Origin of the sequence: Leucobacter japonicus, from assembly GCF_001273855.1 — a bacterium.
In the GTDB taxonomy this organism is placed as follows: Bacteria; Actinomycetota; Actinomycetes; order Actinomycetales; family Microbacteriaceae; genus Leucobacter; species Leucobacter japonicus.
Genome location: NZ_JHBX01000105.1, coordinates 58,955 through 83,818, shown reverse-complemented (window position 1 = coordinate 83,818; position 24,864 = coordinate 58,955). Strand labels below are relative to the sequence as shown.

At 64.7% G+C, this 24,864-nt stretch carries 20 protein-coding genes; 9 read left to right on the top strand and 11 right to left on the bottom strand.

What is annotated here, in order from left to right; genetic code table 11:
* Positions 1 to 27: 27 nt before the first annotated feature.
* Complete coding sequence (locus tag AMS67_RS07415) at positions 28 to 894, top strand: ABC transporter permease (RefSeq protein WP_053386819.1); 867 nt, start codon at positions 28 to 30, stop codon at positions 892 to 894.
* Positions 895 to 898: 4 nt separating this feature from the next.
* Positions 899 to 1,624 carry an ABC transporter ATP-binding protein gene (locus tag AMS67_RS07410; RefSeq protein WP_241488018.1) on the top strand — a complete coding sequence of 242 codons (726 nt, stop codon included), beginning with the start codon at positions 899 to 901 and terminating at the stop codon, positions 1,622 to 1,624.
* Between the two features lie 50 nt (positions 1,625 to 1,674).
* Here AMS67_RS07410 and AMS67_RS07405 read toward each other — a convergent pair whose 3' ends face one another.
* The 4 genes from AMS67_RS07405 to AMS67_RS07390 all read right to left on the bottom strand — a co-directional run bounded on the left by AMS67_RS07405 (position 1,675) and on the right by AMS67_RS07390 (position 7,479).
* On the bottom strand, positions 1,675 to 2,631 hold the full coding sequence (locus tag AMS67_RS07405) for a glycosyltransferase family 2 protein (protein WP_082305373.1): 957 nt from the start codon (positions 2,629 to 2,631) through the stop codon (positions 1,675 to 1,677).
* The gene (locus AMS67_RS07400; RefSeq protein ID WP_053386816.1) at positions 2,570 to 3,871 is read right to left on the bottom strand and encodes a UDP-glucose dehydrogenase family protein; all 1,302 of its coding nucleotides are present in this window, start codon (positions 3,869 to 3,871) and stop codon (positions 2,570 to 2,572) included. Before AMS67_RS07400 ends, AMS67_RS07405 begins: the two co-directional genes overlap by 62 nt.
* Positions 3,872 to 3,972: 101 nt before the next feature.
* A complete protein-coding gene (locus tag AMS67_RS07395; protein WP_053386815.1) occupies positions 3,973 to 5,070 on the bottom strand; it encodes a glycosyltransferase in 1,098 nt (365 codons plus the stop codon).
* A 75-nt stretch (positions 5,071 to 5,145) separates the two neighbouring features.
* Positions 5,146 to 7,479, bottom strand: coding sequence for an LGFP repeat-containing protein (locus AMS67_RS07390; RefSeq protein ID WP_053386814.1), 2,334 nt, complete (start codon positions 7,477 to 7,479; stop codon positions 5,146 to 5,148).
* A 224-nt stretch (positions 7,480 to 7,703) separates the two neighbouring features.
* Here AMS67_RS07390 and AMS67_RS07385 point away from each other — a divergent pair, with 224 nt between their 5' ends.
* Entirely contained in the window at positions 7,704 to 9,788 is a 2,085-nt protein-coding gene (locus AMS67_RS07385) for an acyltransferase family protein (protein ID WP_162230830.1), read from the top strand.
* A 17-nt stretch (positions 9,789 to 9,805) separates the two neighbouring features.
* Here AMS67_RS07385 and AMS67_RS07380 read toward each other — a convergent pair whose 3' ends face one another.
* Both AMS67_RS07380 and AMS67_RS07375 read right to left on the bottom strand, forming a co-directional pair.
* Positions 9,806 to 13,408 carry an FG-GAP-like repeat-containing protein gene (locus AMS67_RS07380; RefSeq protein ID WP_156316570.1) on the bottom strand — a complete coding sequence of 1,201 codons (3,603 nt, stop codon included), beginning with the start codon at positions 13,406 to 13,408 and terminating at the stop codon, positions 9,806 to 9,808.
* A 153-nt stretch (positions 13,409 to 13,561) separates the two neighbouring features.
* The gene (locus tag AMS67_RS07375; protein WP_053386811.1) at positions 13,562 to 14,404 is read right to left on the bottom strand and encodes a glycosyltransferase; all 843 of its coding nucleotides are present in this window, start codon (positions 14,402 to 14,404) and stop codon (positions 13,562 to 13,564) included.
* Positions 14,405 to 14,520: 116 nt separating this feature from the next.
* Between AMS67_RS07375 and AMS67_RS07370 the strand changes: the two genes are divergently transcribed.
* On the top strand, positions 14,521 to 15,510 hold the full coding sequence (locus tag AMS67_RS07370; RefSeq protein WP_053386810.1) for a hypothetical protein: 990 nt from the start codon (positions 14,521 to 14,523) through the stop codon (positions 15,508 to 15,510).
* 95 nt (positions 15,511 to 15,605) lie between these two features.
* Here AMS67_RS07370 and rlmB read toward each other — a convergent pair whose 3' ends face one another.
* The 3 genes from rlmB to phoU form a co-directional block, all read right to left on the bottom strand.
* Positions 15,606 to 16,634, bottom strand: a complete 1,029-nt coding sequence (gene rlmB / locus AMS67_RS07365) for a 23S rRNA (guanosine(2251)-2'-O)-methyltransferase RlmB (RefSeq protein ID WP_053386809.1) — start codon at positions 16,632 to 16,634, stop codon at positions 15,606 to 15,608.
* Positions 16,631 to 18,082, bottom strand: coding sequence for a cysteine--tRNA ligase (gene cysS, locus AMS67_RS07360; protein ID WP_053386886.1), 1,452 nt, complete (start codon positions 18,080 to 18,082; stop codon positions 16,631 to 16,633). Before cysS ends, rlmB begins: the two co-directional genes overlap by 4 nt.
* Positions 18,083 to 18,241: 159 nt before the next feature.
* Positions 18,242 to 18,883: a phosphate signaling complex protein PhoU gene (gene phoU, locus AMS67_RS07355; RefSeq protein ID WP_053386808.1), complete on the bottom strand. Its 642-nt coding sequence runs from the start codon at positions 18,881 to 18,883 to the stop codon at positions 18,242 to 18,244.
* Between the two features lie 139 nt (positions 18,884 to 19,022).
* On the opposite strand from phoU, the gene AMS67_RS07350 reads away from it, so the two are divergent.
* A complete protein-coding gene (locus AMS67_RS07350) occupies positions 19,023 to 20,294 on the top strand; it encodes a sensor histidine kinase (RefSeq protein ID WP_053386807.1) in 1,272 nt (423 codons plus the stop codon).
* Positions 20,294 to 20,989 (top strand): winged helix-turn-helix domain-containing protein, encoded by a 696-nt coding sequence (locus AMS67_RS07345; protein WP_053386806.1) that lies wholly within the window; start codon positions 20,294 to 20,296, stop codon positions 20,987 to 20,989. The genes AMS67_RS07350 and AMS67_RS07345 overlap by 1 nt, the downstream gene beginning before the upstream one ends.
* Positions 20,990 to 21,108: 119 nt before the next feature.
* Here AMS67_RS07345 and AMS67_RS07340 read toward each other — a convergent pair whose 3' ends face one another.
* Positions 21,109 to 21,714 (bottom strand): hypothetical protein, encoded by a 606-nt coding sequence (locus AMS67_RS07340; RefSeq protein ID WP_053386885.1) that lies wholly within the window; start codon positions 21,712 to 21,714, stop codon positions 21,109 to 21,111.
* Positions 21,715 to 21,881: 167 nt separating this feature from the next.
* Here AMS67_RS07340 and AMS67_RS07335 point away from each other — a divergent pair, with 167 nt between their 5' ends.
* The 3 genes from AMS67_RS07335 to ispF are packed head-to-tail and all read left to right on the top strand — an operon-like array spanning position 21,882 to position 23,688.
* Complete coding sequence (locus AMS67_RS07335) at positions 21,882 to 22,403, top strand: CarD family transcriptional regulator (RefSeq protein WP_053386805.1); 522 nt, start codon at positions 21,882 to 21,884, stop codon at positions 22,401 to 22,403.
* Positions 22,400 to 23,173 carry a 2-C-methyl-D-erythritol 4-phosphate cytidylyltransferase gene (ispD, locus tag AMS67_RS17725; protein ID WP_053386804.1) on the top strand — a complete coding sequence of 258 codons (774 nt, stop codon included), beginning with the start codon at positions 22,400 to 22,402 and terminating at the stop codon, positions 23,171 to 23,173. The genes AMS67_RS07335 and ispD overlap by 4 nt, the downstream gene beginning before the upstream one ends.
* Positions 23,170 to 23,688, top strand: a complete 519-nt coding sequence (gene ispF, locus AMS67_RS17720) for a 2-C-methyl-D-erythritol 2,4-cyclodiphosphate synthase (RefSeq protein WP_053386803.1) — start codon at positions 23,170 to 23,172, stop codon at positions 23,686 to 23,688. Before ispD ends, ispF begins: the two co-directional genes overlap by 4 nt.
* Before the next feature lie 49 nt (positions 23,689 to 23,737).
* On the opposite strand, the gene purM is transcribed toward ispF, so the two are convergent.
* A complete protein-coding gene (gene purM / locus AMS67_RS07320; RefSeq protein ID WP_053386802.1) occupies positions 23,738 to 24,847 on the bottom strand; it encodes a phosphoribosylformylglycinamidine cyclo-ligase in 1,110 nt (369 codons plus the stop codon).
* Positions 24,848 to 24,864 lie beyond the last annotated feature (17 nt).

Sequence of the window (24,864 nt, the reverse complement as noted above, 5' to 3'; positions counted from 1 at the left end):
CAAGTCATAGGGGTACACTTTCCTGTCGTGACTCAACACCTCGCCCTTTCAGACCCGGAGTTCGATACTCCCGGGAAGAGCAAGGGGCTCTTTGACGTCTTCCGTCATCGATATCTGCTCAGCCTGCTGCTTCGCAAGGGCATCTCGACCCGCTACCACGGCTCGGTGCTCGGGTGGGTCTGGTCGTATGTGCGACCGGGTGCTCAATTCTTGATGTACTACCTGGTCGTCGGCATCGTCATGGGTGTGAACCGCGGATTCGAGTTCTACCCCGTGTATCTGTTCTCCGGGATCGTAGCCGTGAACCTCTTTAGCGAGGCGCTGCGCAACACGACGAGCGCGATCACCGACAACGGTTCGCTGATCAAGAAGATCTTCCTTCCGCGGGAACTCTTCCCCGTATCCGCTCTCGGGGTCGCACTTGTGCATTTTCTGCCGCAGGCTGGGCTTCTGCTCGCCGTCGCGCTCTTTTGCGGTTGGACCGTGGGATGGTTGCAGGTCGTCGGTTTCCTTGTCGGTGTCCTGCTCATTCTCTGCTTCGCGCTCGGGCTGGGCTTGTTCTTCGGATCCATCAACGTTGCCTATCGCGACGCTCGTAACTTCGTCGACCTCATTCTCATGTTTGCAACGTGGGCTTCGCCGGTGCTCTACTCCTGGACAATGGTCCACGATCGCGCCGCGAGCTGGTTCTTCCACCTTTACATGATCAATCCGATGACCGCCGCCGTCGAAATGTTCCACGACGCGTTCTGGTTGCCGCTCGAGCCCGACTCCGCGCGTCCTGGCAATCTGCTCCTCTACATTCTCATCGCCGCCGGCATCGCACTCGTGACCTTGCTCATTGGGCAGATCACCTTCAATCGCCAGGAGAAGACCTTTGCCCAAAACCTCTGATGGAGTGACGGCGAAGCCCGCCATTGTCGTTCACGACGCGCGTAAGACCTTCACCATCAAGCACACTCACTCGTTCAAAGAGACGTTCATCTCTCGTCTGAAGCGTAAAGAGACTTCGACGAAGTTCAATGCGCTCGAAGGGGTGTCCTTCGAGGTCCCCGAGGGTCAGTCGGTTGCGCTCCTCGGGTTGAACGGTTCAGGTAAGTCGACGACCCTCAAGCTGCTGTCAGGCGTGCTGCAACCCGATCAGGGGTGGGTGCGCACGAGAGGCCGCATTGCGGGGCTTCTCGAAGTCGGGGCGGGCTTCCACCCTGACTTGACCGGGCGCGAGAACGTGTATCTGAACGCTGCGATCCTGGGCATGTCCAAAGAGGAAACCGACCAGCGCTTCGATGAGATCGTCGAGTTCTCGGAAATTGGGGAGTTCATCGATACCGAGGTCAAGCGCTATTCGTCCGGCATGTATTCGCGACTGGGATTCTCTGTCGCGGTGCACACGAAAGTGGACACGCTGCTGGTAGACGAGGTTCTGTCGGTCGGAGATGCGCCGTTCCGCGAGAAGTGCAACGCCAAGATGCTCGACATGCGAGCGAGTGGCACCACCATGTTCATTGTGAGCCACAATGCGGCTCAGGTGAAAAAGATTTGCGAGCGCGGCATCGTACTGAACCGTGGAAAGGTCGTATTCGATGGCGATATCAATGAAGCCGTCGATGTCTTGAGCCGCTGACGCCGGCAGGGGCTGAACCCGCATCGACGCAGCAGCGAAAGCGAAAGCGCCTACCGGCGAAGCTTGCGCTTGATGCGGTTCAATGCGCTCTGCTGACGCACTTCGTGGCGCACTCCCGCCTCGACCTCAACGAGACGCTGATCGATGAACTTGGTGAGGTAGAGCACCAATCCGGGTCCGTGCTCCTGCACGTGTTCACGCAGCGCCGCATCACGGATGAGAGCGTCGTATTTGGCGTGATCACCGCTCGCGGAGATCACGCTGTTCCCTGCGCTCCCCGATGCATCGGCGCGCTGATGCCAGTACGCATACGGGATGTCGCCGAGATACTCGAGCGGGCCGCGCGCGAGTACCTTGAGATTGAAATTCCAGTCACCGACGACAGGAAGGCTCTCGTCGTACAGTCCAAGTTCTGCGTGCAGTGCGCGACGGTACAGAAAACCAATCGGCACGAAACGGTTGTACAGCAGCATGTCGCTCAACAGCGGCGCAACGAGGTGCGACTGAAACTGCTCGCGCCCAGTCTCGACAAAGGCTTCACCCTGAGATTCTTCCCAAATGATCTCAATGCGAGAAACCACGGCGCTCCGATCCGCATGGGCGTCGAGATAGTCGACGCCCGCGCGCAGAAACTCCGGGTGCCAAGAATCATCATCATCGTGAAGCACAAGATACGGAGCGCTGGTTTCGAGCACGCCCGCGTTGGCGCTCACCCATCGTCCACGAGATTGTGGTGCGTGGACAGCTCTGACGCGCGGACGAATTGAGTCGGGAAGCTCCGCGAGCAACGACTCCACGACAGCTTCGTCGCCGCCGTCGTTGACAACAGCGACTTCCCAATCGGTAAACGTTTGAGCCGAAATGCTCTCCAGTGCGCGCCGGAGGAAATCCGGGCGATCTTTCGTCCGCACGACGATCGCAACACGAGGGGTTTCAGTCATGCTGTTATCGCCCCATCGAGCGGAAGTTCCAGCCCGCGGCCCGCCATGCCTCTGGTTCGAGCACATTGCGGCCGTCGATGAAATTCTTGGCCGAAACGAGTTCGCCGATCGCAACCGGGTCGAGCGACTTGAATTCTTGCCACTCGGTCGCGAGTACCACGGCTTCGGCCCCGGTTACGGCCGATTCGACCGATTCGGCATACGCCAGATCGTCGAAGCGCCGGCGAGCGTTGGCGTTCGCTTCAGGGTCGTACGCGACCACATCGGCGCCGACCGCGGCAAGCGAGCGAGCGACATCGATGGCCGGAGAATCTCGGATGTCGTCGGAATTGGGCTTGAACGCCAGACCGAGAATCGCGACTCGTTTGCCGGCCGCGCTTCCGCCGACGGCTTCAATCGTGAGCTGCACCGCGCGCTGACGTCGCCGCAGGTTGATCTCATCGACATTGCGCAGGAAATCGAGCGAGCCGCCGGTACCGAGCTCATCAGCGCGGGCGACGAACGCACGAATATCCTTCGGCAAACATCCTCCGCCGAAGCCGAGGCCCGCTCCCAGGAACTTGCGGCCGATGCGATCATCGTGACCAATCGCGTCCGCAAGCTCTACGACGTTGGCGCCGACGATTTCCGATATCTCTGCCATTGCATTGATGAAGCTGATCTTTGTCGCAAGAAACGCGTTAGCCGCGACTTTGACGAGTTCGGCGGTCGCAAAGTCCGTGGTCAGACGCGGGGTTCCCGTCGCGAGCGCCGCGGAATACACCTCGTCGAGGATCGCCCGGTCGCGATCGCGGGATTCGGGGTCCAATCCGTAGACAATACGGTCAGGCGCGATCGTGTCCTGGACCGCGAAGCCTTCCCTGAGGAACTCGGGGTTCCAGGCCAGCGTCGCTCCGCGCTCGCGTACGACGTCTGCAAGGCGGGCCGCCGTCCCCACAGGGACCGTCGACTTTCCGACCACAAGATCACCCGGTTTCAGGATGGGCATCAGATCGGCGATGGCGGAATCGACGAATGCGAGGTCTGCACCGAGTCCATCGGACCGCTGCGGGGTTCCGACAGCGATGAAGTGAACGGTCGCGTCTTTCGCGGCCTCGGTGTCGGTGCTGAAGGAGAGCAGCCCTGAGGCGAGTGACTCGCGCAAGAGATCTCCGAGGCCTGGCTCGAAGAACGGGGTCTCACCTGCCGAAAGTGCGGCGATCTTCTGCACATCCGGATCGATACCGACGACCTCGTGGCCCAACGATGCCATTGCTGCAGCGTGCACCGCACCGAGATATCCGCATCCCTTGACGCTCAGCTTCATGTCATGGACCTCCGATGCCTGCGAACGTGATCGCCGCGAATGCATTCCGCCGCGACTCTCAAAGACTCAATTATCCCATATCTCTCTGGGGAAGTTTGGAATCAGGATGCGAGGGACGCCGTCAGGGCGCCTCCTGAGACCTCATCCAGCAGCTCCCGGTACATGCGTGCCACCCGCCACGGTGAAATCTCACGGGTAAATGCGTCGAAGTCCGCGTCCGTGACTCCGGCGAAGAGATCCGCATCGCTCAGCAACTCCGCAATGGACTCCGCAGGGCGGTCGATGTCGAAGTACGCGATCCAGGGCTGCCCCGCAAACTGCTCACGCAGGTGCGATTCGCCCGGCAGCAGAACCGGTACGTGGAACGTTGCCGCGAGATGCAAGCTGCCTGAGTTCAGAATTGCGCGATACGGGAAGACCGCGATATCCGCAGCCGTGAACCACCGCGCCAGATCGCCATCGGGCACGAAGCCGAACTCCGTGACACGCTTGAGGTCTGGGCGCAGCGTCGCAAGAAACTCCTCAAGTGGAACGTCTTTCACGGCTCCCGCAAGCATCAGTGCCAGCTCGCGCCCGTCGTCGCGGCGAGCCAGACCCGCACCGGCCACCAGGGCGTCGACGCCCTTGTACGGGCGAATCTGACCGAGGAACAACACACCGACGTCGGAGTCTTCGAGCGCAAAACTATTCCGGGCCTGCGCTCGGGTAATGCCACTGTCATACACACCCGCATAGCTCGGATGCGCGATGACGCGTGTTTTTTCCGGACTGAGACGCACAACGTCGGCAACGACCTCGGCCGATTGCGGCGACATCACGTGCACGGCGTCCGACGCCGATTCGAGCACACGATACAGCGCGATCTCGGCTTCGCGGTACGCCAATTCGTGGGGCAGCCGGTTATGAAGTGTCCAGATGACACGCACCCCCCGCGACTTCGCCTCGGTGAGAATGCGTTCGAATTCAGCGACACGTTCCACTGCCTCGTCTTCCGAACCAGCCGCCTGCACGATCGGGGTGGTCCAGTGCACGTGCACGATGTCATTCGGCAGCAATCGGGCAATCTGCTCGATGAGCCCCGAATAGCTTGTGGAGCGGAGAAACTGATAGCCGGCTGCTCGAGCGTTGAGCTCGAGCAGATTGAGAAACGGATTGTCCCGCCATGCGGGGAAGACGAGTACCTGGTGGCCGAGTTTCATAGTGCTTAATTCTCCCATGCAAGCTGACGCACGCTGTGCTGCACTGGTAAAGGCGTGCGTACGAGAGTTCTGGTCTCACTCGTGACGCGAAGTTCCGGTGAGCCCGGCCGGAGAACCATCTGCACTCCGCTCGGGTTCATTGCTTGGCTGCTCGACCTCCGGCGAAATCGCGTCCGCCGTTGCGCTCGCATCCGGTTCGGAGTTCGCAGCATCGGCAGACGTCGAACCTTCTGGGGTCACGTTCTCGTCTGAGTTTCCAGCACCGCTGGCGTCACTCGCTGAAACTTCCGACGCATCGGTATCGGTGAGCTCGGAACGCGGTACCTCCGTTTCAGGGGCGGGAACTGCATGAGCAGAGGTGGAGTAGGTCACTTGTCCTCCGACGCCTGACGTCCAGGTAATGACTCCAAACTGGAACTGCTGCACCGTCTTGCCGCCGCCGAGCTTCTGCTCCGCTCCAAGTGGGCTGCCGAGTCGACCTGTATTTCCGCCTGCCTGCAGATACGTGGCCAGAATGCCACCGCGCACGACTTGCGCACCAGTGGTTGAGGTCCAGAAGATGTCACCGCCAAGGAAGCTCTGACGTTCAACGGTATCGCCCGCTCGTGTTCCCTTGATTCCGTCAGACGTTGGCACCCCCAGTGCTCCGGTGAAATCGCCGAGGCTCGAGTAGGCATCGGCGATCGGTCCGGGCTGAATCGTCGAAGCCCCGTGCTGACGCGACCAGTAAATACTGCCTCGTTCGAACGGCTGCTTGGCGGCACCTGACGCAGATTTCTGCTCCGCCGAGGTCGGCACTCCGAGATAGGCGGCGTCTGCGAGGTCACCCCCGTCGCGATACTTCGCGAGAATCGCGCCGCTCAGAGTCTGCACACCGTGGGATGAACTCCAGAAGAACTGGCCGCCCTCGAACTCGCGATAGGCGACGCCGCTCCTGGGTTTGATCTCGTCGCTTACTGGTACTCCAAATTTTCCAGTGGTCTCGCCCAAACTGATGTATTTAGAAAGCATCGAACCGTTCGTCATCGAGAACGCCCCCTGCTTCGACCAGTAGATCGCTCCCTTCGCGAACTGCTGCTTCGCAGCACCCGTGCGAGGCTTTGTCTCCCAGGATGTGGGAGATCCGAGCGCTCCGCTTGTACCGCCGACGCTCCGATACGCCGTCAGCATCGCTCCGCTCTTCACCACATATGTGCCGATGTTCTTTGTCCAGATCATGACTCCGCCACGGAACTCTTGACGCGCCATGCCCGGGGCACTTGATGAGGAGCCACTCAGCGGCGCGCCGAGATACCCGGCGATTCCGCCCGCGTTCAGGAACACGCTGTGGAACCCAGACTCGATCGCTTGCGCGCCAGCCTCGCGCGACCACGCGAGCGTTCCGTTGCGGAAGCGCTGCCCCACGTCGCCGTTCGCGAGCACGACTGCCTGACCGGTCACCTCACCGAGACTGCCCTGCGGTCCACCCATCTGCTGATAGAGGGCAGTCAGTTTGGCATGCACTGTAAATACCGGCGATCCGAACCACGTCTTGTAGAAATTGTAGAAGTTTCGATTGCCATAGCTCGAGCAGCTGTCGCCCGTTCCCCATCCGGCGTTCAGCGCAGCCTGATTGGGTCGATACGGCGTGTAGATGTAGAGCGCAGCAGTGGCGTTGTTCTCGATGTACACCTGCGAGGTACCGCATCCAGCGTTGGGATGCCATTGGATGGTGTTCGTGCGGTACGCGCGGTAATTGTAGTTACCCGGGTTCGCCCGGTACACGTTGAGTTGCCACGCTGCTCGATACACCTGCGCGGGGAATCCCCCGGCACCGCTATTGCAGTTCGCACTGTTTCCCGGCCCGGAGTCGGGGCAGTCGTAGCCCATGGCGAAGTCGAACTGGCGGATGGTCGGCCAGGTATCCGAGATCAGGCTCTGTTCTTTTTCAAGCATCACCAGGAGCACTCGCGGGCTGATACCGCAGGCCTGAGCAACCTTGACGATGATCGCTGCAGAGGATTCGTTCGAACCTCCGGGATACGTCTTGCAGTAGGCGTTGGCGGGTCGCGATGCCGTCGACCAGATCGCCCCGTTGAGGCACGACCACGCGAGTGTCGTGCTGCCCCATGTCGATCCCGGCGCGCGCCCTGGGTCGCCGATCGTGCAGCGCCCGATCTTCTGGTTCAGGAAGCTTTGCACCTGCGATGTCGACATCGATCCACCGTTGTAGAAGTTCTCATCGGAAACGATGTTGCCCGGTTGGAATCCTTCGACCGGAGCAGCTTCTGCAGCACTCGGGCCGAGCGCGCCGGCCCCCAGTACGAGAAACGCGACAGCGAGACAGGAGAGCAGACGCCGAACACCCTGACGCATCACTCCAGCGTCGGGCGCTGCGTCGTTCGAACGCGTGCGCAATCGGAGCCCCATGACATCCTCATCCCCTGATCGAAAGCTGCGTTCAGCTTACGTGCATGTTCCGGCACCGTCCGAGCGACACGGGCACCGCCGCCACTGATCGGTGCGAGAACCAACGTGCCAAATCCGTCCGGTAAAGTTCCATTCGGTAGACCCCCTCCTTTCGAGAACAGGCCATTCACCCGAATATGCAGCCGCACACAGAGTCGAGCACCGCCGTGCAAGGTGCAGATGCGGTGACCTATCGTCACGATGTCGATGGGTTGCGAGCGGTCGCGGTGCTCCTGGTCGTCATCTACCACGTTTGGTTGGGGCGCGTCTCGGGTGGCGTCGACGCCTTCCTCATGATTTCCGCGTTCCTCCTCACCGGGTCGCTGATGCGTCGGCTCGAAACCCGGTGGCAAGTGGGCGTGTTGTCTCAGTGGGTGCGGAACTTCAAGCGCATGCTTCCAGCGGCCGCAATCACGATCGTCGCCACAGTGCTCGTCGGCCTCGCACTGCTCCCCGCATCTACTCACGCATCCCTCTGGAAAAATGCCTGGGCATCGGTGCTGTACGTGGAGAACTGGTTGCTGGCCGTGGAATCGGTCGATTACTACGCGGACACCTCTCTGGCGAGCCCGATGCAGCATTTCTGGTCGCTGTCGGTCCAAGGTCAGGTCTTCATCCTCTGGCCGCTCCTATTCCTGCTCATCGCTGTGCTGTACCGCGTGTTCGGTGGCGGCCTTCGACCGCGCCGCATCGCATTCGCCCTCTTCGCGCTGATCTTCGCGGTCTCACTCACGTATTCCATCGTGTCGACGGCTTCGGACCAGTCCTTTGCCTATTTCAATACCGGTGCGCGGCTCTGGGAGTTTGCGGCCGGATCCATGCTCGCCCTCGTGGTGCCGAAGCTGCATGTCGGGGTGACGTTTCGCGCGGTCATCGGCTGGATCGGAATGGTGGCACTTGTAGCGTGCGGCATGGTGCTCGACGTCGAAGGTGGTTTTCCGGGATATCTGGCGCTGTGGCCGGTCCTCAGCGTTGCGGCTGTGATCATTTCGGGCAACGGATCGGATCGTCGTGGAGGGCCGGCCATGCTGCTGGAGAAGCCCCCAGTACTCGCCATCGGCAAGAGCTCATACGCGCTCTATCTCGTGCACTGGCCGATTCTCGTCTTCGTGCTGGTCGTACGCAATGGTGAGCCGTTGAACTTCGTCGAGGGACTGATCGTTATCCTGCTGTCTCTCGTGCTCGCGATGCTCGTGACGAAACTCGTCGATGCCCCGCTTCGGCAGAATTCTTGGATCGGACGATCGACATGGCGTGGATTCGGAGTGATCACGGTTTCGATTGCGCTCGTCGCGAGTGTGGTGACGCCGCTGCAAGCGCAGTCCGAGCAGCGAGCAGCGGCCGAGCTCGCAGCGATCGAAGCTTCGTCCGCAAATGTGCTTGACCTCCGTAATCCGGGCGCCGCAGTCCTTTTCGACGAGGGGGTGTCGAGCGAGAGCGAGAGCGGGGCCGATGCGCCGCGCCGCCCGCTCCCCTCTGAAGTGCCTACCCAATGGGGCAGCCTGCGACATGACTGCTCCGATGGCAGTCTCATTGATCTGCCCCGCACCGTCGAGATCTGCTGGGACAACGGCATGAATTCGACAGACGCTCAGAAGACCGTCGTTGTTGTGGGAAACTCGCACGCGCAGCAGTTGCTGGAGCCGATGCAAGTGGTTGCCGATGCGCGAGGTTGGCAGCTCGTGTCATTCCTCTACGCTGCCTGCGCTTTCGGGGTGCGCGAGGTCGATGAGGATCGCGGCGTCTTCTACAGCGAAGAATGCCGCGACTGGAATGAGGATGTCCTCGATCTCATCGAAGAAATTCGACCGGCGGCGGTGATCTCGATCGGGAGCGAAACGGTCGCTGCCGATTCTGACAGCTCGGCGGTCGCCGGTCGCCGAGAACGTGTACTCCCCGGCGTCGCGCAGTCGGTCGAGCGGCTCGAAAGCGACGGCATTCCCGTGGTGCTCGTGCGCGACAATCCTCGATTCGAATTCAATTCCTACCAGTGCACCGAGCGTTCGGATGACCCCGCCCAGGAATGCTCAACGACACAGTCGCAGGCGCTTGCGCCATCGAATCCGATCGAACGGCTGGTGCGTCGTGGCGTCGCCACGATCGATCTCAGCGAGTACTTCTGCCCCGACGAGCAGTGTCTGCCAGTGATCGGAAATGTCAATGTCTACATCGATGACAATCACATCAGTCTGGTCTACGCGAAGTCGCTCGCACCCGTGCTCGGCGAAGCACTCGATGATGTGTTCTTGCGGATGCAACGGGGTCAGTGACTCACGTGCCGACTCGACTACCCGCGCGTTTCCATGCGGTAGAGGAAGGCCGCCATCTCTCCCCGGCTCACCGTTGCTTTCGGCGCGAATAACGTTGTGCCGTTCGACTGTTTGAAGCCGGAAGATATACCCGACGCGTGCATCCAGGATATCTCGCGATAGAACGGATGTGTGGTCGGCACATCGGCGAACGGCGACTGCTTCGGCGGTGTGAAGTTCTGAGGCGCGTCCAGCCGGTACAGGAATGCGGAGAGCTGTTCTCGAGTGACTACCGCATCCTTGGTGAACACGTATCCGTCTGCTGTGCGTGAACCGCTCGCCAGGCCCGCAGTATTCATCCAGGCGATCTCGGTGTAGTACTTCATTGAAGTCGGAACGTCGACGAACGGGCTCTTCGCAGGCGGTGCCTCGCTCTTCACCGCGGCCAGCCGATAGAGGAACAGCGCCGTCTCCCAGCGCGAGACCGCAGCATCGGGCAGGTATTTCGGCTTCCCTGTCGACTGCTTCACGCCCTGCGTCATCCCGGAGGTGAACATCCAGTTGATTTCACGAGAGAACTTGTGCGTCTTGGGTACGTCGGCGAATGGAGGCACCGTCGGCACCACTGGCGCACCTGCGACCTTGATGCTTGCCGAGCTCCGCGACGCGGTCGTGTACCCGGGGGCCGCCCCGGTGACCGTCACCGCGATGCGATGTGCGACATCCCCGGGCTCGAGGCGATACGTGGCTCGTGTCGCTCCGGAGATCGGGTTCCCATTGCGCAACCACTGATAGCTGAGCTTCGTCGATCCCGGAGCCCAAGTTCCCGCGGTCGCCTGCAGTGTTGTGCCCGCCTTCGGCGTACCGGTGATCTTCGGAACCTCTGCGCGAAGTTGCCCAGCTGCCACCACGGTTGCCGCGGAAGTGCGAACCGCGGTTGCGTAGCCCGACTTCGCGCCAGAGACTCGGAATGACACCTGCGTGCCAGCATCTTCTGCCGTCAACGTGTAGGTGGTCGCCGTCGCCCCCGCGATCGCTTTTCCGTTCCGGAGCCACTGGAACGTTTGCGCAACCGGACGGGGCTGCCACGCTGACACACTCGCCGTGAGCTTCTCACCGACGCGCACCTGCCCTGCGACCGTCGGCACCTTGACCGACGAGAGCGACTGAACGCTGACCGAACGCGGGTGAGATTCGACCCTCCAGCCCCCTGCGGAATACCCCATTGTCGCGAGTTGCAACTGAGACGCGTTGAACCGGCTGCCCGAGCTGAGCGCCACACGCACTCCCCCCGTATCGAACGCGACGATATCTGCTTTACCGTCGCCATTCGCATCGGTCACGATGCGTGGTTGGCGATCGGCCCGCCAGGTCGAAGAAGCGAACTCGCTCGACCATCGGGCCCCAGCCGAGAACCCCGATCCGGTACTCATCGCGACGGTCACTCCCGCGTCATCGAAACCGACGACATCGGCCCGACCGTCTCCGTTGATGTCAGCGAGCACTCGCGGGTGCTGTCCGACCTTCCATCCATTCGTGGTACCGAACCCGCCCACCCAACGCTGCATCTGTTGGAACGACGACCCCGTATTCACGGACACATAGACCCCATCGCCGGCGAATCCGACGACGTCGGGCAGACCGTCACCGGTGACGTCAGCGATCATGCGAGGGTGACTTTTCGCGGTCCATCCTCCGGCCAGGCCGAATCCGGTGCCCCATCGTCGCATCGACGAAAAGCTGTTGCCGGTACTCAACGAAACATACAGACCGTCCGACGCGATACCGACCACGTCGTCCTTGCCGTCGCCGTTCACGTCCTCGAGCCAGCGCGGATTCTCTGCAGTACTCCACCCCATGATCGTCCCGTACCCGGTGCTCCACCGCACCGGGTCGCGAAACCCCGACCCCGTATTGACCGCGACGTAGACACCGTCAGACGCGAACCCGACGACATCGGGCAGTCCGTCGCCTGTCACATCGGCGAGCGTGCGCGGATGCGATTGCACGGTCCATCCTGCGTTCTGACTCATGCCGACGAGCCATCGGGAGGCCGTGTTGAACTTCGTGCCGGTGCTCGTCGCGACGTAAACACCGTCATTCGCGAACCCCACAACATCCGCTTTGCCGTCACCGTTGACGTCGATGAGCGAGCGGGGATTCGTGCTCGTCGACCAGCCCAGCGCCGTGCCGAACCCGTTGACCCACGTCTTCGCCGCGCCGAATCCCGTCTTCGACCCGAGCGAGACGGTCACCCCGTTCGCCGCGAACCCTACGGCGTCGGGAAACCCGTCACCATTCACGTCGGAATTCCACGGCAGAAGCTGCTGAGAATCGTCGATTCCGTCGCCGTTGACGTCACTCATCAGTACTGCAGCCGTGGAACTCGAGATCGCCGACGATGCGCGATACTGCGATCGGTTTCCGGTCACCTCGACGGAGATCTTGTTGCCGAGGTCGGCGAGCGTCGGCTGATACGTCGCACTCTTGGCCCCTGCGATCACCGTGCCGTTTCTCATCCAGCGGTAGGTATAGCTGGTCGCTGCCGGCGACCAGCCGGACGCGGAAGCCGTCAGTGTGCCGTTCACCATCGCGACACCGCTGATCGAGGCCGTTCCCGTTTTGGTGAACGGCTTCACGATGTCGGCGATGTGAATGTACCCCTGGAACTGCGAGCGCGACACGGTTCGCGTGCTGTAGGCGCCCGCCCATCCGGCGTTGTACTCCTCGATCACGACGCGGCCGTCGCTCAGTACATCAGCGACCCACCCCACATGACCGAACGCAGAGGCGTCGCCGTAGTACGGTCCGCTCCACGCGACGGCGCCGACCTCGGGCGTCGTATCGACGCGAATGTTCAAACTGCGAGCGGTCGCCGCCCACTGCCCCGCGTCGCCCCAGCGCGTCACCCCGCCGTATTGATTCGAGAACGGAATGCCGTTGGCCGAGTTCAACCGCCACGAGACGAACGAGGTGCACTGACGGTAGGCAAAATTCCACTCATCCCAGATGTTGTTCGTCTGGTACGGCCACGGCAGATTCTTGTACTTCGCGGGGTAGTTGTCACCGATCAGTGCCGTCGTCGCAGCGGCGAACGCGCGCATGCCCTGCTGCTCAGTACCATCGGGCGTCTGCTGATTTTCGGGTCCCGGCGAGTTCGATGCCAGGCCGCCGTTCGGGCCGCGCGGTGCTCCATCGTCGGGTTCATTCTGCGCAGCAGCGTCAGTGCTGGCTTCGGTATCGCTCGGGATCGCTGGGCCCCCACCAGCCGCACCGGCCCCGCTGTCGGCGCCCGCTGATCCCGCATCTGCTGCGCCGGAATCCGCGCCGGTCGCCGCAGCATCGCTCCCGGCCGCAGCAGTCGCATCGACAACGACGCCGTCAGCGGCGCTTGAGGCGTCGCTCGCCGCACCGGCGTTTGCGCTCGCAGTGCCTGCGGCATCAGCAGATGCATCGGCCGCTGGTGTCGTCGGCGTGACCGGGGTCGTCGGGTCGGCGTTGGCGGTCGCGTCTGCCTCGGCACGCACGACACCCGGGCCGACGGCAGCGGCCGGAGCCGCGGAAACCGCGGGGGTCAGCGACGGCAGCGAGAGGGCGAGAGCCGCAGCGATGCCCAGCACGCAGGCGCGACGAAGGTGCACGAAACGTCGTGTACCCCGTGCAGTGCGGCCTGCACTCCCCATCGTCCCTCCTGACGCGAGCGATCCACTCACGGAATCGCTCAGTCGCCGAGCCCCCACCCGGCAGGGCTAATGTAACATCTCAGGTTTCCGCGGCGTACACCGCGCGCCGTGCTACGCCCGGTCGCCCGGCAAACCACCGCTGATGAGTCCTCGGAAGAGCACCCGCTTCACGCCGGCCGGCAGCAGCCGGTACACCCCCTTGATGACGACGTTGCGCAGGTACTGCCCGCGAGTCACGAACCCCATGCGCAGCAGTTCACGCTGCAGGCGCCATTCGGTGCGGGCCTCGGTCCAGCCTCCGCGACGAGCGAATGCGCCCGCGCCGACCCGGTAGCGCAGCAGCGGCTCCGGAATGTTGTCGACCTTTGCCCCTGCGGCGATGAGCCGCACCCCGAGCCAGTAATCTTCCATCTTGCCGAACGGCTGGTAGCGGCCGACCCGATCGAGGGCTGCGACGCGGTACATCATCGTCGGATGGTTGAACGGGTTATGGGTGCGCGCGTGCTCGCGAATGCGCTCGCTGCCCACCGGCGGGGTGCGCACAGAGATGGGGCGATCCGGATCGGACTCGAACTCTGCCATGCCCGTTCCCACCAGGTCGAGGCCGGACTCGATGCGCGCCCACTGCCGTTCGAAGCGCTCGGGAACCGAGACGTCGTCGGCGTCCATGCGCGCCACGACGGGGGTGCTCACAGCGTCAAGCCCCTGGTTCAGCGCCTCGGTGAGGCCGCGATTCTCGGGGAGCTGCACGAGCCTCACCGGGATCGGGCTCTCGATCACGATCCGCGCGAACTCGGCCGCGAGCGCGTCGGACACCGGGCCGTCTTGCACGATCACTGCCTCGGTCGGGCGCAGCGTCTGGCGGTCGACTGAGCTCTCGAACGCGGCGCGCAAGTGTGCCGGATCATCACCCGCGTAGACCGGCAGCAGCAATGAGAATTCGGGGGTCGTCACGGAGCCAGCCTAGCGTTGTGCGCGCACAGCGTTCCCCGTGCTCCACATCTCGATGGCACTCCACAGATCACGTCGTTCGGTCTGGCTCGGGGCTCGGGTACCCGCAGCATGGGACCATGTCTCGCCCGTTCGCCCCACTCCCAGACGTGCTCGGAGCAACGTTCACGGCGGCCGCGGCGCGAGCTGCTGGTGTCAGCTCTCGGCGACTGCAGGCGCCCGACGTGGAGCGCGTGCTGCGCGGGGTGTACCGGCGCGTCGGCGCGCACCGCCCGCCCGCACCCACGACCCACCCCTCCGAGAGGTGGCGTATCGACCAGGTCGCGCGGGCACATGCACTGGCTGCGGGGCTCGGGCCCAGCGAGTACTTGAGCCACCGTACCGCAGCAGCACTCCTCGGTCTCCCGGTGCCAATGCCGGCAGATCGCAACGACGCACTCGACGTAGCGGCAACACCGCCCGCGCGGGTCTCACGACGCAACGGCATTCGCGGCCATCATCTGCGAGCTGGACTTGCCAAGGTGCAGACCCTCAATGGCATTCGCGTTGCATCTGCTGCCAGCGTGTGGGCGATGCTCGCCGGAGATCTCACCCCACCCGATCTGGTAGCCCTCGGAGATGCGGTGATCCACCGCGCCCGGATACCCGGCACCCATCGGCTCACGCACCCACCACTCGCTGCACTCGAAGAGCTCGGAGCGCACGTGGCTCGCGGACAGCGGCACGGCATTGCCGCGTTACGTCGAGCGTTTCGCTTGCTTTCCACAGCGAGCGCTTCGGCTCCAGAAAGCCACCTGCGTCTGAAGGTTGCCGAGTGGGGGTTTCCCCCACCGGCGCTCGACTATGACGTGTACGACCACCACGGCGCTCTGCTCGGCGCGAGCGAGATCGCGTTTCCCGAGTATCGAGTAGCGCTCGAATATGAAGGAGACCATCACCGAATCGAACAACGTCAGTGGAACCGCGACATCGCAAAGTACGAAGCGTACGCACGTGCGGGCTGGCATCCGATCCGCGTCACCGCGTCATTGCTCTATCGGCCGTCTTCGCCACTTCGCAGCACCATCGCCACGACCCTGCGCCAGCGCGGCTGGCGCCCTCGCCCCTAACGCAGATTTGGTGGCAGTTTGGTGTCGCAAAATCGCGAATACAACACCAAACTGCCACCAAATCTTGTCAGGGCACGGGCAGCGCGGCGCGGGCGCTACTTGGCCGCGGCGCGCTCAGCGCGGAGGCGCGCGATCTCGTAGAGCGAGACACTCGCCGCGATACCCGCGTTCAGCGACTCGGTGGCCGAGGAGATCGGGATCGACACGACCGCGTCGCAGGTCTCGGTGACGAGGCGCGAGAGCCCCTTGCCCTCGCTGCCGACCACGACGAGCAGCGGGCGATCCGCGAGGTCGAGCCCGGGCAGCGAGACGTCGCCGTCGCCGTCAAGACCGACCACGAACACGCCCTGCTTCTTGAACTCCTTGAGCGTGCTCGTCAGGTTCGAGGCCATGGCGACGGGGATGCGTGCGGCGGCTCCGGCCGACGTCTTCCAGGCGGCCGAGTTCAGGCCGGCCGAACGACGCTGGGGCACGATGACGGCCTGGCCGCCGAACGCCGCGACCGAGCGAATGATCGCGCCCAGGTTGCGCGGGTCGGTGACGCCGTCAAGGGCCACGATCAGCGGGTTGTCGCCGCGAGCGATGACCTCGTCGAGCACCTCGAGCGGGTGCGCGTATTCCATCGGCGGCACCTTGAGCACGATGCCCTGGTGCACGGTGTCGCGCTCGAGCATGCGGTCCATCTCGGGGCGCATGATCTCGAGCACCGGCACGCGGCGGTTCGTCGCGAGGCGCAGAATCTCGCGCATGCGATCGTCCATCTCGACGCGCGCCGCGATGTAGAGCGTCGTCGCGGGGATCTTCGCACGCAGCGCCTCGAGCACGGCGTTGCGGCCGGTCACGAGCTCCGACTCGTCTTTCTTCGCCGGCCGTCCGCCTGCGGGGCGTCCACCCGTGGGGCGACCGCCGGCGGCACCACCGGTGCGCTCGGCGTATCGAGCCTTCGCAGCGTCGTAGCGCTCGCGGGCCTTCTTCTCCTTGTACTTGGCGTGGTACTCGCGGTCTTCGGCCTTGGGCGTCGGGCCGCGGCCCTCGAGCGCCTGGCGCCCCTGACCGCCCGAGCCGACGGCCTTGCCGAGGCCCTTCTTGCGTACGGCGCCGGTGCGGCTCTTCTTGTTCGTCATGTCAGGCTCCAGCGGGGTCCAGTTGGGGTGTCTTCGAGCGCGATGCCGGCTGCCAGCAGTCGGTCGCGGATCGCGTCGCTCGTAGCGAAGTCTTTGTCTGCGCGCGCTTGGGTGCGCTGCGCGAGGAGGTCGTCGACCAGGGAACCGAGTGCCGCATCCGCAGCACTCGAGTCTGCGCCGCTCGCGGCCCAGTGCGGGTCGCGGGGGTTCAGGCCGAGAACGTCAAGCATCAAGGATACCTCAGCGACGACGCGCGCAGTTTCGAACTCATCGGCACCGGCGTCGAGCAGCGCGTTGCCGGCACGTACGGTGCTGTGCAGCACGGCGAGCGCCTGCGGGATCGCGAAGTCGTCATGCATCGCAGCCACGAAGGCAGCGGGGAGCTGCTGCAGGCGTTCGTGCCAGTCGTACGAGATCACGACCGGCAGCGCACGCTCCCCCGCGCGCTCCAAGAACCCTTCGATCCGCGAGAACGCGGCCTCGGCCTCGGCGAGCGAGGTCTCGGAGAATTCGAGCACGGAGCGATAGTGCGCCGATCCGAGGAAGTAGCGGAGCACGATCGGCCGTGCTTGCGCGAGCAGGTCGTGTGCGAAGAGCGAGTTGCCGAGCGACTTCGACATCTTCTGGCCGCCCGTGTTCACGAGGCCATTGTGGATCCAGTGCCGCGCGAAGGGGTGGCCGGCGGCCTGCGACTGCGCCAGCTCGTTCTCGTGGTGCGGAAAGCGCAGGTCGAGACCGCCGCCGTGGATGTCGAACTCAGTGCCGAGGTAACGCGTGGCCATGGCCGAGCACTCGATGTGCCAGCCGGGGCGGCCGAGGCCCCAGGGCGACGGCCAGGCGGCGGTCGCGGGCTCGCCCGCGCGGTGCGCCTTCCAGAGCGCGAAGTCGCGGGGGTCTCGCTTGCCGACCGGCTCGGAGTCGGTCGCGTCTTCCATCTGGTCGCGCTGCTGACGCGTCAGTGCGCCGTATTCGGGCCAGCTCGCGGTGTCGAAGTACACGCTCGCCGATCCGTCGGCCGCGGGGTACGCGTGTCCGCGCGAAATGAGCAGCTCGATGAGCTCGACCATTTCGCGAATGTTCGCCGTGGCCCGGGGCTCGTAGGTTGGCGCCTGTACGCCGATCGCGTCGTACGCGGCGGTGAAGTCGCGTTCGACCCGATACGCCAGCGCCCACCACTCTTCGGTCGATCCTGCCGACTCGCGAGCGACGCGCGCGTTGTCGAGAATCTTGTCGTCGATGTCGGTGACGTTGCGGATCAGCGTGACGTCGTGCCCGGTCGCTTCGAACCAGCGCCGCATCTGGTCGTAGACCAACGCGCTGCGGAGATGCCCGATGTGGGGAGCCGACTGCACCGTGGGACCGCACACGTAGAGGCCGACCTTGCCCGGTTCGAGGGGACGGAAGTCGACGACCTCTTGCGCGCGCGAGTCGTAGATGCGTTGGTTCACGGGCACCAGCCTACCGTCGGCGGGCGGGGGCGGGCTGGTGAGGTGATCCGCTACGAAATCGAGTGCGAACGGGGTCGGCATTGCACGCAGCACAGCGCCCCGCCTGGCGAGAAGCCGAACGGGGCGCTGTGCGCGACCGAAGCCGCAAGAGATCAGGGACTAGTCGAGCGAGCCGCTGATGAAGTACTGGATCTGGCGGGCGATGCCGACCGCGTGATCGCCGAAACGCTCGTGGTAGCGGCTCGCGAGCGTCGAATCGACGACGTTCGCGGGGGTCTCGGCGAGGTTGTCGCTGAGCACCTTCTCAAACACCTTGGCGTGCAGCTCATCGAGGTCTTCGTCGAGGTCGCGCACCTCGGCGATGATGCGGGGCTCCTGCGTGCGCAGCAGCTCGACGATCTTCTTCGCCATCTCGACGTCGAGTGCACCCATGCGGGCGAACGTCTTGGTGAGACCGGCCGGAATCGCGCTCTCGGGGTAGCGGTAGCGGGCGAGCTGCGCGATGTGCTGCGCCAGGTCGGCCATGCGCTCGAGCGACGCGCTCATGCGCAGCGAACCGACCATCAGGCGGAGGTCGGACGCGACCGGCTGCTGGCGGGCCAGAATGTCGATGGTGAGCTGATCGAGCTCTGCGGCCAGTACTTCGATCTCATCGACGCGGTCGATGACCTTCTCCGCGATCGACACATCCGACGTGCCGAATGCGGTCGTCGCCTCGGTGATGGCCTGCTCGACCAACTCGGCGATCAGTACCAACCGATCCTGCACATCGCGAAGCGACTGCTGAAAGACCTCACGCATGGGGTTTCCTCTCCTCTGTCTGCGCCGACGCGCAACCTCAACCAGTTTGGGCGCGGCCGATGAACCGTGTCGCACCAATAGGTAAACAACAGTTGAACTCTGGGGTCCCGAGTGATGGCGCGGCTCTACGATGAGAGACATGGATCCGACTCTGCTCGTTCTCGCAGCGACAGCACTCGGCATACTCATCGGCGTAGGCACCACGATAGCAATCGTCGGGGCCCGCGCGGCTGGGGTACGCCGCTCGAAAGAGATGCGGCCCGAGCTGCCAGAGGTCGCGACGTCGATTCTCGATGAAGTGGACACCTTTGCGGTGATTCTCGACTCGGCACTCGCTCCGGTCTACGTGAACCCGGTCGCGCGGCATGAGCGCCATCTGAGCGATGAAGAACTGCAAGACACGGATTTTCTCGCTCGCGTGCGCCGCGTGATGTCGTCGGGCATCCCCGATACGCATGAGCCGGATCCTGCCGATCCCACCGACACCGTGCGCATTCACATCGTGCGGCTGCAGCAGCGCTTCGTGGTCATTCTCGCGGAGGATCTGGGCGAGGAGCAGCGCGTGAACGCGATGCGCCGCGACTTCATCGCGAACGTCAGCCACGAGCTCAAGACCCCGATCGCGGCGATCGGGCTGCTTTCGGAGGCCGTGCAGGAGGCCGCCGACGAGCCGACGCTCGTGCGCGACTTCGCGAAGAGCCTGGTCAAGGAGTCGCGTCGCCTCGGTGAGCTCTCTCGCGACATCATCCAGCTCTCGGAGGCGCAGTCGACACTGCGGCCTGAGGATCGCGAATCCGTCTCTCTCCGCGACCTCGTGCGCGCGGAAGTCGAGACGCACCGCGCATTCGCCGAACAGCATCACGTCGACCTGGTCGTCACCACTGACGCCGGCAAGGAGCGGGAGACCACGATTCTGGGTCGACCGACCTCGCTGAGCTCCGCGATCGCGAACCTGCTGAGCAACGCCATTCGGCATTCGCCCGAGGGCGGCCGCGTCGGTGTCGGCATGCAACGCGAGAAGAACCGTTTCGTCGTCACGGTGACCGATCAGGGCGAGGGCATCGCACCCGAACACCTACCGCGCATCTTCGAGCGCTTCTACCGGGTCGACGGCGCGCGTACCCGCGTCGAGGGCGGCACGGGGCTCGGGCTCAGCATCGCCCGCCACACCATGCGCGCCCACGGCGGCGACGTTGACGTGTGGTCGCAGCAGGGCGTCGGTTCGAGCTTCACCCTGACCTTTCCGCTGCAGCTCGAGAACGAGCCCGGCAAGAACGCGAAACGCGTGAAAAAGGCCAAACGCGCGGTGCAGGCCGCCGAGCGCTCGACGCGTGCGTCGCGCTCGCCGATCACCGCGCCCACGAAACTCCCGACGTCGCAGACATCGGACCACCAGAAGGGATCCCACTAGTGGCACAGCACATCCTGCTTGTCGAGGACGAGGAGTCGATCTCCCGGCCGCTGTCGTTCCTGCTCGAGCGCGAAGGCTACCGGGTGACCGTGGTCGACGACGGCGCTGAAGCGGTGACGACGTTCGCTGCCGTGCAGCCCGATCTGGTGCTGCTCGACCTCATGCTGCCGAGCCTGCCGGGCACGGAAGTCTGCCGTGCGATTCGCCAGACCTCGCAGGCCCCCGTCATCATGCTGACCGCGAAAGACAGCGAAATCGACATCGTGGTGGGCCTCGAACTCGGCGCCGACGACTACATCACGAAGCCGTACTCGACGCGCGAACTGCTCGCCCGGGTGCGCGCTGCCCTGCGTCGATCGGGGTCGACCGAAGAGGAGCGCGTCGACGATTTCGATGCGCTCGTGCTCGACGAGCTCGGGATCCGCCTGGACTCCGAGCGCCACGCCGTCGCCGTCCGCGGCGACGAGATCGCCATGCCGCTGCGCGAGTTCGAGCTGCTCGAGATGCTGATGCGTCACGCCGGGCGCGTACTCACCCGCGGCCAGCTCATCGACCGTGTCTGGGGCAGCAATTACTACGGCGACACCAAGACCCTCGACGTGCACATCAAGCGCATCCGTGCGCGCATCGAGGAGGAGCCATCGAAGCCGAAGCTCATCTCGACCGTGCGCGGCGTCGGCTACCGCTTCGGGTAGGCCGAGCGCCTGCGCGACGCACGCGCCGGCGCCGACACCGGCGCTGAACGACGAAGCCCCCGCGATCCTGATCGGATGCGGGGGCTTCGTCGTGTGGCGCTGTGCGCCGAGTGCGCTGCCTACTCGGCTGCCTCCGTGGCTTCGGTATCGGTGACGTCGTCGCCGATCTTCGACTGGTCGGCTGCTTCGTCTTCGGCAGTCGTGGCGTCGCCCGACTTCGAGGTGTCGGCTGACTTGCTGAAGTCTGCGGGGAGCACGTAGTCGCGGTACTCCTTCAGCGTGCCGTCGAGCACGGGAATGTGGTACGGAACTTCGGCTTCACCTGGGATCTGGAAGTACGCGCTCACCGTCGAGCCAACACGGAGGTTCTCGAGCGTCACGAGCACGGGGGTCTCGTCGCCCTCGGGGTTGCCGAAGAGCGTGTTGCCGGTCGGAATGGTGAAGTCGGCCTCTGCGGACTGCGACTCGGTGCCGGTGAACGAGATCGTCAGGTCCTGTTCCTCGCCCGAGCGGTTCGCTGCACCGAAGACAACGTTGAAGTTCTCACCCGACTCGTCGGCCACGAGCATGATGTTGCGCACGTCGATGCTGCCGACGTTCACATCGACGCCGTCGCTGGGAGCGTAGGGCGTCAGCGTAGCCTGCGGAGCGATCAGGGTGCAGCCGGTGGCGCCGAGCGCGAGGGCCGCCGCAAGCGCGACAGACGATGCGATCCGAATCTTCAAGGTGGTCCTCCGAGTCGGTGGGTGATCCGAGAAGCGCGCAGCACCGAAGTGCACGCACATACGTGCCTCCATAATAGCCGCCAGCACAGGGCACTTGCAGCTTAGGCAACCCTAAGTCAGTGCGCGACGCCGTGGTATTCTGGAGGAGATCGCGAAGGAGTCGCTCGATGCAATTTGAGGTCGGAGAAACAGTCGTCTTTCCCCATCACGGTGCGGCGAAGATCATCGAGGTCAAGCAGCGCAAGATCGGTGGAGCAGAGAAGCTCTTCCTGAAGCTGCACGTCACCGATGGCGACCTCGTCATCGAGGTGCCCGCCGAGAATGTCGACCTCGTCGGGGTGCGCGACGTGATCGGGCACGACGGCCTCGAGCAGGTGTTCGACGTGCTGCGCGCCCCGTTCACCGAGGAACCGACGAACTGGTCACGGCGCTACAAAGCCAATCTCGAGAAGCTCGCCTCAGGCGACGTCATCAAGGTCTCCGAGGTCGTGCGCGACCTCTGGCGCCGAGACCAAGAAATCAAGTCGTTGTCTGCCGGCGAGAAGCGCATGCTCGCGAAGGCCCGCCAGGTGCTGATCTCGGAGCTCGCGCTGGCCGAGCAGACCGACGAGGAGCAGGCCGGGTCAATGCTCGATGGAGTGCTCGCCTCTGATGCGCCTCCCTCTGGTGCGAGTAGCCTGACCCCATGAGCAGCTCACCCTTCGTGTCGGGCGCCGTCGACACCGCACCGCACGCCCTCCCCGATATCGGTGTCGTGCTGGTCGGGGCCGGCCGCGGCGAACGTCTTGGCGCCGGCGCACCGAAGGCTTTCGTCGAGCTGCACGGGCGGCCGCTCATCGAGTTCGGCATCGGCGTCGTCACCTCCCTTCCCCACGCCGGGCATCTGGTGCTTGTCGTCCCCGAGGAGCGCGCAGCACAGGCGCTTGACATCGTCGACGCCGTCTTGCCCGAGCGGTCGCGCTGGGAGGTGTCCGTGGTACCTGGCGGGCGCGAACGGCATGAGTCGGTGCGGTTCGGGATCGCTGCGCTCCCCGCCTCGATCGACACCGTACTCGTGCACGACGCCGCCCGCCCGTTCGCGACCATTGACCTCTTCGAGCGCGTGCTCGCCGAGGTGCGTCGCACCGGGGACGGCGTCGTTCCCGCGCTGCGCATCGCAGACACGTTGAAGCGGGTCGATGTCGACGGTCTCGTGCACGAAACCGTCGATCGTGCACCGCTCGTCGGGGTGCAGACCCCGCAAGGATTCCCACGTGAACTGCTCGCAGCCGCCTACGACGACGCGGAGCTCGCCGAGACACCGCCGACCGACGACGCCGAGGTGGTGCAGCGCGCCGGCGGGCGCGTGCGCACCGTCACCGGCGAGCTGCGCGCCCACAAGCTCACGACCCCCGACGACCTGCCGGTGCTCGAGTACTTCCTCGCGGCGAACGCGGCCGGGCTCGAGGCGGCGCAGTGATCCGCATCGGCACCGGCGTCGACGTGCATGCGTACGCGGCTCCCACAGCGCGGTCCACTGATGTGCGGCCCGAAAAGGCACTGCCCGAACGTCCCCTGCGCCTCGCCGGCATCGACTGGCCCGGCGAGCCCACCCTCTCCGGGCACAGCGACGGCGACGCCGTCTGCCACGCGATCGTCGATGCACTGCTCTCGGCGGCCGGGCTGGGCGACATCGGTGAGCTCGTCGGCGTCGACCGCCCCGAGACCGCCGACGCGGCGAGCACCGGGTTCGTGAGTGAGGCGCTCGGGCGCCTCACGGCCGAGGGCTGGGCCCCCGTGAACGTCTCGGTGCAGATCGTGGGCAATCGCCCGCGGTTCTCAACGCGCCGCGACGAGGCTCAGCTGGTCATGTCCGAGCTCGTCGGTGCGCCCGTCTCGCTCGCGGCGACGACCACGGATCACCTCGGCTTCACGGGTCGAGGCGAGGGGCTCGCGGTGATCGCGACGGCGCTGATCGAGCGCACCGCGAGCTGAGGGCGCCTGCACGCGCGAGCCGAAGCCCGCGCCCGCACGCCCGCTCCCCTTAGTTCGCGAACTCGCCGACGAGGCGCACTGCCCCGCCCTGCACGCCCTTGGCGCCCTGCTCGAACCCGGTGAAATCGCGCGCGGTCGACTGCACCGTGCCGGCGACCCACGTGTCGAGCCCTTCCGCGGTCAGCGCTGCAGCGACCTGATGCGCCTGTCCGCCGTCGACCACTGCGAACATGCCGACACCCAGGTTCCAGGCACCCTCGACCGACTCGAGCGAGTGGCCGCCGAGTTCGGCGAGGTGGCGGAACACGGGCAGCGGCGACCAGGTGCTGCGGTCGACCTCGACCCAGGTGCCGACGGGCAGCACGCGGGCGAGGTTCGCGGCGATACCCCCGCCGGTGACGTGCGAGAGCGCGTGGATCGCCCCGTCGAGCGCGGGGTCGTCGATAACGCGCAGCAGCGGCGAGGTGTAGAGCGCGGTCGGCACGAGCAGCGCCTCGCCGTAGCTGGTGCCGAGATCGGCGCTCGCGTCGGTGTACGAGACACCGGCATCGGCGAGGATGCGGCGCACCAGCGAGAAGCCGTTGGAGTGCAGACCCGAAGCGCCGAGCGCGAGCACGACGTCTCCGTCTGAGACGCGCTCCGGCCCGAGCACGCGGTCGGCCTCGACCACGCCCACCGCGGCACCCGCCACGTCGTAGTCGTCGACGCCGAGCAGACCCGGGTGTTCTGCGGTCTCGCCGCCGACCAGCGCGGTACCGGTGGCTTCACAGGCCTCGGCGATCCCGCGCACGATATCGGCGATGCGCTGCGGCACGACCTTGCCGCAGGCGATGTAGTCGGTCATCGCCAGCGGCTTGGCACCGACCACGACGATGTCGTCGACGATCATCGCGACGAGGTCTTGGCCGATCGTGTGGTGAATGTCCATGGCCTGCGCAATCGCGACTTTAGTGCCCACCCCATCGGTGGCGCTCGCGAGCAGCGGGCGGCGGTACTCTTTGAGCGCCGACACGTCGAAGAGCCCGGCGAAGCCACCGACCCCGCCGACCACCTCGGGGCCGTGCGTCCGCGAGACTGCGGACTTCATCAGTTCGACGGCCAGGTCACCGGCTGCGGTGTCGACTCCGGACTGGGCATAGATCGACGCGTTTTCGCTCACCCGATAAGCGTACCTTG

Excerpts from the sequence above, each read along its gene's own strand:
- ispD (WP_053386804.1), top strand. The coding sequence starts at position 22,400 with ATGAGCAGCTCACCCTTCGTGTCGGGCGCCGTCGACACCGCACCGCAC.
- AMS67_RS07400 (WP_053386816.1), bottom strand. The coding sequence starts at position 3,871 with ATGAAGCTGAGCGTCAAGGGATGCGGATATCTCGGTGCGGTGCACGCT.
- phoU (WP_053386808.1), bottom strand. The coding sequence starts at position 18,883 with ATGCGTGAGGTCTTTCAGCAGTCGCTTCGCGATGTGCAGGATCGGTTG.
- AMS67_RS07390 (WP_053386814.1), bottom strand. The coding sequence starts at position 7,479 with ATGGGGCTCCGATTGCGCACGCGTTCGAACGACGCAGCGCCCGACGCT.
- AMS67_RS07395 (WP_053386815.1), bottom strand. The coding sequence starts at position 5,070 with ATGAAACTCGGCCACCAGGTACTCGTCTTCCCCGCATGGCGGGACAAT.
- AMS67_RS07350 (WP_053386807.1), top strand. The coding sequence starts at position 19,023 with ATGGATCCGACTCTGCTCGTTCTCGCAGCGACAGCACTCGGCATACTC.
- AMS67_RS07370 (WP_053386810.1), top strand. The coding sequence starts at position 14,521 with ATGTCTCGCCCGTTCGCCCCACTCCCAGACGTGCTCGGAGCAACGTTC.
- AMS67_RS07405 (WP_082305373.1), bottom strand. The coding sequence starts at position 2,631 with ATGTGCTCGAACCAGAGGCATGGCGGGCCGCGGGCTGGAACTTCCGCT.
- AMS67_RS07335 (WP_053386805.1), top strand. The coding sequence starts at position 21,882 with ATGCAATTTGAGGTCGGAGAAACAGTCGTCTTTCCCCATCACGGTGCG.
- rlmB (WP_053386809.1), bottom strand. The coding sequence starts at position 16,634 with ATGACGAACAAGAAGAGCCGCACCGGCGCCGTACGCAAGAAGGGCCTC.